Below are 12,642 nucleotides of genomic sequence, written 5' to 3' on the forward strand. Positions count from 1 at the left end.
AAACAAAAAATGAAACTTGCGCTTAAGACTTGTTTGCTTTCAGTTGGCTTTTTGCCAGCTATGGCGCAACAAAGTTATGAGCTAAACCAAGGTTGGAAATGTACCAAAGCAAACACTATTCAGGCTTCGGGTACGCAGATTTCTAGTCCTCAATTTGACCTTTCTACTTGGAAACCTGCGGTAGTTCCGGGAACGGTTTTGACGACTCAATTAGCTAACAAAGAAATTCCTGATCCATTTTATGGACTCAATAATGAGAAAATTCCTGATGTGTATCATGTCGGAAAGGAGTATTATACCTATTGGTTTGTAAAGGATTTTGAGGAAAAAAAGCCTGCATCAGGAGAAAAAGTGTGGTTGAAATTTAGAGGAATCAACTACTCTTGCGAAATCTTCGTCAATGGTCAGAAAGTCAATAAAGAGCCATTCGAAGGGATGTTTTTGCGCAAAGCATTTGATATTACTAACTTGTTGGCAATCAATGGCAAAAACCGCTTGGCAGTCATTGTATATCCTTCTAACTCTCCTGGCAATCCAAATGGTGGACAAGGTGGCGATGGAACAATCGCCAAAAATGTAGCCATACAATACACCGCAGGTTGGGACTGGATTCGCCCGATTCGTGACCGAAATACAGGTATTTGGGACAAAGTGCAGATTGAAAAAACAGGCTTAGTCAACCTCAAGGATCCTCATGTAATTACCCTTGTGTCGGGTGTTCGTACACCAGAAGGTACGCAACAACCAGCTACGGTGAGAACCACCGCAGATTTGGAAAATACCAGCGATAGCCCAGTTTCTGGAATATTGACTTTTAAAATTAATGGACAAACCGTCTCCGAAAAACTAACATTACCAGCCAAATCGAGCAAAACCTACAAAATCAAAGACTTGATTGTAAGCAATCCAAAGTTGTGGTGGCCAGCAGGTTATGGCGCTCAGAATTTATATGATGCTGAGTTTAGTTTTACACCAAACGGTCAAAAAGTTTCCGATTTTGAGAAACTTCAAGTAGGTATTCGCGAAATTCAAACCTCATGGAATACTACTACCCAAAGCCGTCAGATTGCCGTAAATGGTCAAAAGATTTTTATCAAAGGTGGTAACTGGATTATCTCTGATGCGATGTTACGCTTTTCAAAAGAACGCTATGATGCCGAAATTCGCTACCATAGAGATATGAACCTGAATTTGATTCGTATTTGGGGTGGGGCATTGGTAGAGCGTCCAGAGTTTTATGAAGCTTGTGACAAATACGGTTTATTGGTATTTCAAGATTTCTGGATGTCGGGCGACTGCAATGGTCGTTGGATTGATCCTATGAAAAAAGAAGACCAATGGACACGTCGTAAATATCCAGACAATCATCCTTTGTTTTTGGAGTCGGCAGCAGATATGATTAAAATGGTACGCAATTTCCCTTCGCTTGCTATGTGGTGCGGAGGAAATGAAATTACACCTCCTGAAGATATTTTAGTGCCATTGCGTGATAAAATTTTACCAGAACTCGACGGAACTCGTTGGTTTGTAGACTATTCAAACTCAGATGCGATGTCTTACAACTTTCTTGGTGGTAACGGCGACGGCCCTTATGGAATTCAACCTTTGGAGGTATTTTGGCAACAGCGCACTTTCCCATTCAACTCTGAAGTAGGTTCGGTAGGGACAGGGGACTATGAATCATTGAAAAGATTTATTCCAGAAGAAAATTTAAAAGTGCCATACCATAACTCAGGCACAAAGCCAGATACCGTTTGGACATACCATACTTACACGGGTGTGGGCTACAATCAGTTTATCGACCCTTACGGTAAGCCAAAGGACATTAAAGATTTTGGTTTGAAGGCACAGCTAGTCAACTACGACCAGTATCGTGGTTTGATGGAAGGTTTTAGTGCTCATCAGTGGGATTGGTACACAGGAGTTATTATTTGGAAAACCCAAAACCCTTGGACTGCCATGCGTGGACAAATGTATGACTATTATCTTGACCCAAATGCTTGTTTGTATGGATTGCGTAGCGGTAGTGAATTGGTGCATATCATGGCAAATCCAATTGATGGCATGTTGATGATGGTGAATAATGATTTTACTGCCAAACGAAATTTGATGCTGGTGGCTACAGCTTATGACACTAAAGGTAATTCCAAACTTATCACCAAAGTATTTACCTACATCGAGGCGACATCCATTAAGAAGATTTTATCCGTTAAAAACATCTTAGATGAGTTAGGCGCAAAAGATGGGTCATTTTTATCACTACAATTATTGGACGAAAATCAGAAGATTGTAAGTGATAACTTCTATTGGTATCCGAATGCTGAAGGTAAATATTCTGGTTTACAAACTATGCCATCTGCCAATTTGGAAGTGATTGCCAAACGTATTTCAGGAGATAAAATAGAAGTGAGCCTGACGAACAAAGACGAAAAAACTATAGCATTCTTCAATCGTGTTTCCTTGGTAAATACCCAAACTAAAGAGCGTATCTTGCCAACTTTCTATGATGATAATTATGTTTCGATTACGCCAAAAACAACCAAGAAAGTAGTTTTAGAGGCAAAAGCAGGTGCTCAACCAACTCAAATTTCTATTGAAGGCTGGAATTTACCTATCCGATATATAGACATAAAGTAAAACGAATGTAAACTCTAGTCCAAGGCTTGGTCTTGGACTACTTTTTCAAAAGTTTAAAACTTGGAATTCTTAAAGTAGAAGGTTTAGAATATATATTGTGTTTTAAACAGAATAGGGAAAATGCCCAATTTTATGAGGTATCTTGGTTTCGTTACAATGATGCTATTTATCGTTTTTTTTCAAAAGTGTAACCATAAAAAGGATGAAGTATTGCTATCAACCTTTTTTAAGGTAATTAATTGGCAAGACTTCAATACACGTAATTTGAAAAAAAATAATCTATCTCACTTTCTAAGCGATAGTGTTGATTATTACCAAAGGGCAACCTTTTTCAAGTATATGAGGGATGTGCCCAATAATACGCCTTATCAGGAATTTTACCTAATCGAGATTTACACTGATGGAGAAGTTATTTCTCACCAAAATATTCTTGTGGTGAAGTATAATAATGAGATACTCTATTTCTTATACAAGTCCCAGCCTTGGAGGGAATGTATAATTTCTAGTCGAGACAAAAGTTTTTTTAATTACGAAAGATTGAAGAATGGAGCTTTTAAACCTGAGTCAAAAGATACCTTAATTACAAAAGTTACAGGGCTTTATTATTGAATTAAAAAACCTAGTTCAAGACTTAGTCTTGGACTCATTTTTTCAAAAGTTTTAAAACTTAGAACCTTCAAACATGATTCATTCAGCATTTTGAGACTTGGATGACTTTATAAATTTCAATAAAAGCGGTCGAAAAAATATTTTTTCGACCGCTTTTTTGATGCTACCATACTAGATTTCACTTGGCTTGAGACGCAATCATTGCGTCTCTACTGATTGAAAACAAATTTTCACACAATCACTCATTCACTCAATTGTAAATCACTCAATTGTTTGAGGAATTATTTTATATAACAAGGGAAAAGATTTCTATGCTGTTTGCTCTGGTTTGTATTTGACAAAACCAAATAGATGTAAGAATACGCTTCTCGACATTCTAAAATTGAATGGTACCGCAATCAAGGATACAATTGGAATAGGAACAATATAACCCAAAACCGAAGGATCGTTGAAGCCCCAATAGATTACAACACCCATGATAGCCAATATCGCTACCGAAAAGCCATAGCTCACAAACATAGCACCATACCAGAAGCCAGGTTCTACCTCGAAATGTAGCCCACAAACAGGACAGTTATCGTGCATCTCGTCAAATTTGTCAACGCGCCAGTTAGCATATTTAAACATTTTTCCTTGGCGACATTGCGGACAACGCATTTCTATCATCGCACGTGTTTTACTTCTTTCGACATCGAGTTTTATATTTTGATATTCGTTCATGACTAAAAATATTTATATGAAACAAAATTGTATTTATGTGCTTTAAGCTGTATGCCGTAGGCTTTAGGTAGAAAATAATAAGTTAGTGGGCAAAATTAAATTATAAAGCTTTCGGTAAAAATATATCTATTGTTATTAAAAAACGATTTAACACTCTTTGCCTTGTGCCTGTTGCCTTATGCCTTCAACAAAAAACTTAAATCTTCTTTCTAAACTCTTCTGGACTTGATCCCACGTGTTTTTTAAAAAACTTGGAGAAATAAGAATTGTCAGCAAAATTGAGATAATAGGCAATTTCTGAGATACTTGTATTTTTATTGACTAATAATCTTTTTGCTTCCAACACAATTCTGTTACGAATTACCTCGCCCGCTTGTAAGCCCAAGTGCTCTTTACAAAGTGCGTTCAAATGGTTAGGTGTAATGTATAATAATTCTGCGTATTCCATCGGTAATTTTAGGGTAGTATGATGTTTTTCAATCAACTTTTGAAAATTCTTTAGCAAGGTGTAGTTAAACTGCGGAATATTTTTGGGCTTCTCAGTAATGGTTTGCTGGTCTATGGCAATAAACATTTGTATCAACAAACTTTTTATCATGTCATGAGCAAAAGGTTGTTTTTGTTGCGCCTGTTCAAGGATTTCTTCAAAAAAGCCTTTTACCTTCTGATTGAGTGGAAAACTCAAATTGATGACGCTGTCTTGTGCAATATTATTAAAAAATGAAAAATTAGCTAAATATTCTGCTTTCAATAAAAATGACTGGAAAAATTCTTCTGAAAAATTGACCACATAACCATCAATAGGTCCTTCAAAACTCCAACTATGCACCTGCCCGGGTATCATGAAATAGATTTGGTAAGGTTTTACATCAAAATTGCTAAAATCTATCGTATGAAAGCCAGCACCTTGTGTAAAGAAAACCAAATGATAAAAACTATGTCGGTGCGCATGATGAAGATTTTTGTGTCGCTCCAAATAGGCACCAAATTTACTCACCAAAAAATCTTCATCTCTCGTTTCGGATAAAGTGCAAATATCTAAAATGGGGAAATTTATTTTTTTATCTGACATACTCACATTGGCTTCGTTTGATGATGTCAAAGGTAGAAGTTAAAAAAGAAATATATGTGGTGTGAAATGTAGTTTTAATGGTAATAATTACCGATTAGCTAAATTTTGTCCTTTTTTGATTACAATGGTTCTTGGAAATAATTTAATCTATAGTTTTTGTAGTTTAATAAATATATAGGTATATTTGATTGTGATTATTCTTTTAGGAAAAATGCATTAAAAAAAGAAACAAAACCTTGGCAATGCAGTAGATGTATTGTTGTTCCAATTACTTCTAAAACAGAAACCTATTGGCTTTGCCCTTAAAAACCCTTTGATATGAAATTTGAAACCCTCCAACTGCACGCAGGTCAGCAAGTAGACCCAACAACTAACTCAAGAGCAGTACCTATTTATCAAACAACTTCTTATTCTTTTAATAGTGCTGAACATGGCGCTAATCTTTTTGCCTTGAAGGAGTTTGGTAACATCTACACTCGTATTATGAACCCAACCAATGACGTATTCGAGAAAAGAATTGCAGCATTGGAAGGTGGAGTGGCAGCCTTGGCGGTTAGTTCGGGACATGCGGCGCAGTTCTTGGCGATTAATAACATCACAACGGCAGGAGATAACTTTGTTACGACCTCGTTCTTGTACGGCGGAACCTATAATCAATTTAAAAACTCCTTCAAGAATATCGGTGTGGAGGCTCGTTTTGCCAATGGCGATGACGTGTCGAGTTTTGAAAAATTGATTGATGACCGTACCAAATTGATTTATTTGGAAACTATTGGAAACCCAAGTTTTAGTGTGCCTGATTTTGAGGCCTTCGCTGCTTTGGCAAACAAATATGAAATTCCATTAATAGTAGATAATACTTTTGGTGCAGGTGGTGCTATTGCCCAACCGCTCAAACATGGTGCTCACGTGGTGGTTGAGTCTGCTACCAAATGGATTGGAGGACATGGTACTACGATGGGTGGAGTGATTGTTGATGGGGGAACTTTTAACTGGGGTAATGGTAAATTTCCACAATTTACAGAGCCTTCGCCGTCATACCATGGCTTGATTTTGAACGATGTTTTCGGCATCGGTGGACCATTCGGTAATATTCAATATATCATTCGTGCTAGGGTAGAAGGTTTGCGCGATTGGGGTCCTTCACAAAGTCCTTTTAACTCTTTCTTATTGTTGCAAGGCTTAGAGACTTTGTCTTTGCGTGTAGAAAGAATTGGAGAAAATGCACAAAAACTAGCTGAATGGCTGTTGTCGCATCCTGAAGTAGAAGGCGTAAATTATTTAGGACTTGAAAGTAGCCCTTATCACGAACTTGCAAAAAAATATTTGAATCGCAGTTTTGGTGGTGTTTTGTCATTCAAACTGAAAGGCGATAAAGCGCGTGCAGAAAAGTTTGTGAATAGCCTTCAATTGATTAGCCATTTGGCGAATGTTGGCGATTCAAAAACCCTGATTATTCACCCAGCTTCGACTACACACTCGCAATTGTCAGAGGCCGAACAATTAGCTGCTGGCGTAGAACCAACTTCACTACGTTTGTCTGTAGGAATTGAACATATCGACGATATTAAAGCAGATATTGAGCAAGCGTTGAAGACTGTCTAAGTTGTGAGTTGTGACTTGAGAGTGATGAATTTGGAGTGATGAGTTTTGAGTTTGGAGTGATGAGTTTAGAGAACAAATCACTCCAAACTCAAAACTCATCACTTCCTATATTTCCCATTTGTCTTCACCTTCGTAAAAATATCTTTTTACGACATAGCGAATCGATGAATAAGAGTTAATCAAGGCTGTGTGTACTTGTTTACGATCCATCCATTCTAATTTTTCGATATCCTCTTCAATTTGTGGTTTCATTTTAGAAGCATCCACAATCTCCATTGAATACCATTTAGTTTGTTTGAGGATGTGCTCGTTTTTGTAAGTATAAGTATGAAAAGTGGTACAGATTTTTTCTTCCAAACGTACTTTTACATTACATTCCTCCTCTACTTCGCGTACCGCACCATTTTTGGATTTTTCGCCTTTGTCGAGTTTACCTTTGGGTAAATCCCATTTTTTGAGACGATACATCAATAACAAATCTCCTTTTTCATTTCTAACTACGCCACCTGCTGCTTTAATCACCTTATATTGTGCTTTAATTTGCTCTTCTGTCATATCTCTATCGGCTGTTACCAAGGTGATTGACAGGAAGTGTGGTAAATCGTGTTCTTTTAAAATTGTAAAAAGTTTATTGATTGTTGGTAAAATTACGTTTAATATCAAGACATGGCCATGCAATTTCTCAGGACGAATACTTTCAAGTTTTGCGTCTATCAAGTGTTCAAAATCTGTGGTTGTCAGAGACTTAGCTTTTTTTTGACTTATCACTTTGATAGGTCTGTCGTCAATGAAAATGATCATCTTATTGAATAGATATCTTTAAATATTTGGTAATGTTTGGCACGTGTTGAGCCACCCATATTGTTGCATTGTAAAAGCAAAATTACATTTTTGTTAGTAAAACATGCCCGACTCTTCCTATTTTTGCATAAAAGTTGAAAATCGACAACCAAATTAACCTTCTTTGCTTGAATACAATCTCAAAACAGACAAAGAAATCTCATCGCCCTATACAAATTCAGTAATCCAATGACACACGCAACACTTGCACAATCTGTGGCCTCGATGCTACTAGACGTAAAAGCCGTAAGATTAAGCCCTGACAAGCCTTTCAAATGGGCTTCTGGCTGGAATTCTCCTATTTATTGTGATAACCGTATTACTCTTTCTCACGCAAAGGTACGTACCGCAATCCGTGACGGCTTGGCTGCTGCTGTTAAAGCATACTGGCCAGAGGTTGATATCATCGCAGGTGTAGCTACAGCAGGTATTGCGCAAGGTGCTTTGGTAGCTGATTTCTTAGACTTGCCATTTTGTTATGTACGCCCTGAGCCGAAAAAACATGGTATGGGCAACCAAATCGAAGGTGAAATCAAAGCTGGTCAGAAAGTAGTATTAGTGGAGGATTTGGTGTCTACAGGTGGTAGTTCATTAAAGGCTGCCGAAGCATTACGCGAGGCTGGTGCTAATGTATTGGGTATGGTCGCTATTTTTACCTATGGTTTTAATGTCGCAACTCAAAACTTTGCAGAAAAAGGTTTGAAGTTCTATACTTTGAGCGATTACGAAACCTTGTTGGAGGAAGCTAAAAAGAAAAACTATGTTACAGAAAGTCAAATGATAACTCTTCAAGAGTGGCGTCATGACCCTGCTAACTGGAGCATATAATTAATGGAGCTTGACTGTTTTTAGCCAGCTCAACTATAAACGGTCGATAGTTTTATCGACCGTTTGCTTTAAGTAGGAAAACGTTATTAGTTAACAGTATATTGGTTATTTGAAGACATTCATAATCAAAAGGTTATAGTCAAACTTTGCCTCAGATATACTATTAATTTAATCTTTCCTTTTACTTATAAAAATATATCTAAACTTACACAGGATAAAAATCTATTTGAAAATATCTCCGCCTTCTACATTCTCTAATAATTTTTACCCAAAACGCTTCAACCAAAATTGCTTACATAATTCAACATAGTTAAGTTAGTGGGAAAATAAAATTTAAAATTGTGCTTTGGGCTTTCAGATATCGGCTTTTGGCGGTGAGCTTTGGAAAAAGCATGGCTGTGGTTGTTAAAAAACATTTTAACACTCTTTGCCTTGTGCCTGTTGCCTAGTGCTTAAACACATAACTTAAATTCTATTTATCACACTAACTAAAAATATACTATAGTTTAAATTTATACTACTTCATCAAGTACCGTTGAATAAGAATGGATAGGTTTCTCAAATTCAGAAGTCTATTTTTAGGGATGTGTTACCACATTCTGAAGAATACTTTTTGCAAGTAATCATCGTATAAGTCTAAATATTACAATTAAGTAATCGAGCAAAATAAGATTTAAGTTATGTGTTTAGGGACAAGGCAACAGGCACAAGGCACAGAGTGTTAAAATGTTTTTATTAACCACAGCCGTGCTTTTTTACAAAGCCCACCGCCGAAAGCTGATACCTGAATGCCTTGGGCACAAAAATTAAATTCTATTTTGCCCACTAACTTAGTATTGTCCAAAATTTTGAAATATTATAAACCTGACACACATTTTATCATGAATCATATAAAATCGCTATTTGTGTTCCTATTACTTTTTTTCCTTGGGATTCATCCTAAAGCACAAAGCTTGGAAAGTGTCCGTGAAAAGTGGAACAAATTACCTGCAAATGAAAAAAGAGCCTTAGCTATATATCAATTCTCTGAGAAGGGCGAACTTGAGGACCAAGTAAAACGTGACATATTATTGGAGGCTATTGACCTCATTCCCGAAAACTCTGCTGATACCCTGTTGGGACATCTGCATTATAAGTTAGGGGAAACTAATTATGGTCTTGAGGATTATGTAAAGTCTTTAGAGCATTTCAATAAAGCGCTTCATAGATTTCAAGAACAAAAGAATCTCTACTGGGTAGGAACAACCTATATTCAATTAGGCAACGTGTTTGAACGTCAAAATAGACTGGATGAAGCCGAACGAATGTATGTGTTGACTCAGAAAATTGGAAAGGATTTACACAATGATAAACTCATTGCTTACTCTTACAATAGCCTTAGTATTATCTACGATAAAAGAGGTCAATCTCAAAAAGCCTTGGATTTGAGTATTATAGGGTTGAAGTATCTTAAGTCAGCCGAGATGTCGGATGATTATCTTTCTGGATTAGTTAATATTGGTATTCACTACAAAAATTTAGGGCAATTTGATAAAGCGATTCAAAAGTATCAAGAAGCTTTAAGTTTAGAAATCACGCAAAAGGATGTCTTTAGTTTAGCTGCTATTTACATAAATCTTGCTTGGGCATACAATGGCAAAAAAGCGTATAAAGAAGGTATTACTTCGGCACAAAAAGGAATTGAATATGCTAATAATATCCCCGAACGTAAATACTTCCAAGCAGATGCCTATGATGTTTTGGCAAAGCTTTATGAAGGAGAAAAAAAATGGGATAAAGCATATTACGCTTACAAAAACCATGTAGTCCTAAACGACAGTATCACCAATTTAGAAATCAAGTCGAAAGTTGTTGAACTTGAAGAGCGAAATAAAACGATTGAAAAAGAGACTCAAATTAAGGAGCTCAATTTTCAGAACACTGCTAAACAAAATATTATTTTTTTCGGCCTTATTTTAATTGCGGTACTGGTTATAGCTGGATTCTTGCTAATTCGTAAAAACAGAATTATTCATCAAAACAACGATTTGTTGACGAGTCAAAATTATAAAATTCAGGAACAGTCAGACAAATTGGTATTGATGATGAAAGAACTGCATCACCGTGTTAAGAATAATTTGTCAATCGTGGCAAGTCTACTCAATCTTCAAACGTATGGGCTTACCGACCAAGATGCCATAAAAGCAGTGCAAACAGGTCAAAAGAGGGTAGAGGCTATGTCGCTGATTCACCAAAAATTGTATCAGACTAGTCATACTACAGCGTTGAATATCAAGGAGTACATTACTGATTTGGTTGAAAATATAATGGAAAGCTATGGATACACTCGCCAAAATTTCAACCTTTTGTTAGACATTGAGCAAACTGAAATTGATGTGGATTTAGCGATCCCTATCGGGTTGATTTTGAATGAATTGGTCACAAATTCGTTTAAATATGCCTATCAACAAGTTCCTGATCCAACCTTAGAAATCAAGTTCAAAACAGAAGGCGGTATCTATTTAAAAGTAAAAGACAATGGCGCAGGTATCGATATGGACAAATGGAATAGTAAAGGTCGTCGTTCTTTTGGAAAGCAACTCATTATTTCATTGAGTAAGCAAGTTTCTGGTCAGTACAAAGTAGAAAATGATGGGGGAGCGGTTTTTGAACTTGCCATTGCTCCAAACCAAGAGGCAGCCTAGGCCAAACAGAACTTTTTCCCCGGTAATGCTTTTACCAATCCTTGAAACTCTAAATGCAGAAGGAGAGAAGCCAAACGAGCCATTACAATTTGAGATTGCCAACTAAGCTCATCAATTTGTAATGGCCCTTTTTGGTGAAGTAATGCCAAAATTTGGCTCTCTTCTGTACTTAATCCAGAAAAATCAATAGCCTTGGCTAAGGACTCATTGGTCTGAACCAAGTCCCAATTTAAGGACTCCACAATGTCTTCTACCTGCGTATAGATCTGCGCCTTATTTTTCCTGATAAGCAAATTACACCCTTCTGAATGACTCTTGCCGAGCTGTCCCGGCACAGCAAAAACATCACGATGATAATTATTGGCAAACTCAGCTGTGATCAGTGCCCCGCCTTTGATGGCGGCTTCTACCACAATCGTGGCATCGGACATACCTGCAATGATTCTATTTCTTCTAGGAAAATATGGCGCTTCTGGAATTACACCAAAGGGGTGCTCAGACATAACTCCTCCTAATTGCTGCATTTGTATGGCAGTTTGCTTGTGCTGACTAGGATATACCTTGTCTATTCCATTCGCCATCACACCAATCGTTGGAATTTGATATTGTACACTTGCTTTATGTGCGCAAATGTCAATGCCATACGCCAATCCACTGATGCAGACACAGTTGAAGGTTTTGAGTTGTGCAACAATCTGCTCTGTTACCACGCGCCCGTAATCGGTCATTTGACGAGTTCCTACAATGGCGATGCTTCGTTGAGGGTTTAATACCTCTGGATTGCCTTTATAATACAAAATGCAAGGCGCATCGTAAAGAGATTTTAATCTTCGGGGGTAGTCGGTATCTAAATAAAAAAGAATATGTACTTTTTCCTTCTCAGCTTGTTTTACAACAGCCTCGGCAAGCGTTAGTACCTTTTGTTGAACGATATTTTGAGCAAGTACTTCCCCGATATTGGGAATTTTAAGAAGTTTACTTTTGGGAGCTTTGAATACATTTTCAGCTGAGCCACAGTAGCTTACCAACTGTTTAATTAAAATGTCACCGATTTTTGGAATAAGTGATAACCCTACCTGATATACCTTTTCTGAGGTAAATTGCATAATGATGGTATAGAAAAAGATTAAATAACTCGAACCGAGCTTTCAAGTGTAGATTTTCAGGTGTGTGAATGGTACTCTAGGGATATTACAATGAACTATCATCTCCCTGCTCGAGGGAGTCTCGTACTTTTTTTAGAAAATCACGTAACCCAACCAAAGTTCTTACTACCTCCTGATTGGCATTTTTACGAGCTCTCCTTTTTTCTAAGGCATTTTTGGCTCCTTCAATAGTGTGACCCTCTTCCTCTATCAAAATGAAAATTTCACGTATTTGGTTAATATCATCTTGTGTGTATTTTCTATCCCCAGCTCGATCACGCTTAGGATTTATCGTTGGGAATTGCTCTTGCCAGTAACGTAATTTTGAAATATTTACGTTAAACATGATTGCTACCTCTGATATGGAATAATAACGTTTAGTTAGATTCTGCTGCATAATATTCAAAAATCGAGAGAAACCTAGGACCTTATACTCAAAATAGTATGTGTTCTCCCAATCCAAAGTAAAAATTTTATTACAAAACTATGAGGGTGTTGGTTT

Annotated in this window: 9 protein-coding genes; 4 read left to right on the forward strand and 5 right to left on the reverse strand. The window is 37.0% G+C overall.

Translation table 11 applies throughout. The features are described from left to right. Positions 1-9: 9 nt before the first annotated feature. The gene (locus QM524_RS01240; protein WP_283343117.1) at positions 10-2,637 is read left to right on the forward strand and encodes a glycoside hydrolase family 2 protein; all 2,628 of its coding nucleotides are present in this window, start codon (positions 10-12) and stop codon (positions 2,635-2,637) included. 918 nt (positions 2,638-3,555) lie between these two features. Here the strand turns inward: QM524_RS01240 and QM524_RS01245 are convergent. Both QM524_RS01245 and QM524_RS01250 read right to left on the reverse strand, forming a co-directional pair. Then, entirely contained in the window at positions 3,556-3,966 is a 411-nt protein-coding gene (locus tag QM524_RS01245) for a DUF983 domain-containing protein (protein ID WP_283343118.1), read from the reverse strand. A 196-nt stretch (positions 3,967-4,162) separates the two neighbouring features. After that, positions 4,163-5,038 carry an AraC family transcriptional regulator gene (locus tag QM524_RS01250; protein WP_283343119.1) on the reverse strand — a complete coding sequence of 292 codons (876 nt, stop codon included), beginning with the start codon at positions 5,036-5,038 and terminating at the stop codon, positions 4,163-4,165. Positions 5,039-5,356: 318 nt separating this feature from the next. Between QM524_RS01250 and QM524_RS01255 the strand changes: the two genes are divergently transcribed. Then, entirely contained in the window at positions 5,357-6,643 is a 1,287-nt protein-coding gene (locus QM524_RS01255; protein ID WP_283343120.1) for an O-acetylhomoserine aminocarboxypropyltransferase/cysteine synthase family protein, read from the forward strand. A 105-nt stretch (positions 6,644-6,748) separates the two neighbouring features. Here QM524_RS01255 and QM524_RS01260 read toward each other — a convergent pair whose 3' ends face one another. Further along, the gene (locus tag QM524_RS01260; protein WP_283343121.1) at positions 6,749-7,444 is read right to left on the reverse strand and encodes an NUDIX hydrolase; all 696 of its coding nucleotides are present in this window, start codon (positions 7,442-7,444) and stop codon (positions 6,749-6,751) included. A gap of 228 nt (positions 7,445-7,672) precedes the next feature. Between QM524_RS01260 and pyrE the strand changes: the two genes are divergently transcribed. Continuing rightward, a complete protein-coding gene (gene pyrE / locus QM524_RS01265; protein WP_095164634.1) occupies positions 7,673-8,311 on the forward strand; it encodes an orotate phosphoribosyltransferase in 639 nt (212 codons plus the stop codon). A gap of 881 nt (positions 8,312-9,192) precedes the next feature. Next, positions 9,193-10,995 (forward strand): histidine kinase dimerization/phosphoacceptor domain -containing protein, encoded by a 1,803-nt coding sequence (locus QM524_RS01270; RefSeq protein WP_283343122.1) that lies wholly within the window; start codon positions 9,193-9,195, stop codon positions 10,993-10,995. Here the strand turns inward: QM524_RS01270 and dprA are convergent. Next, positions 10,992-12,101: a DNA-processing protein DprA gene (gene dprA, locus QM524_RS01275; protein ID WP_283343123.1), complete on the reverse strand. Its 1,110-nt coding sequence runs from the start codon at positions 12,099-12,101 to the stop codon at positions 10,992-10,994. The genes QM524_RS01270 and dprA overlap by 4 nt on opposite strands. A gap of 85 nt (positions 12,102-12,186) precedes the next feature. Continuing rightward, positions 12,187-12,537, reverse strand: a complete 351-nt coding sequence (locus QM524_RS01280; RefSeq protein WP_095164627.1) for a MerR family transcriptional regulator — start codon at positions 12,535-12,537, stop codon at positions 12,187-12,189. Positions 12,538-12,642: the final 105 nt, after the last annotated feature.

It is taken from the genome of Flectobacillus roseus (genome assembly GCF_030056595.1).
GTDB lineage: Bacteria > Bacteroidota > Bacteroidia > Cytophagales > Spirosomataceae > Flectobacillus > Flectobacillus roseus.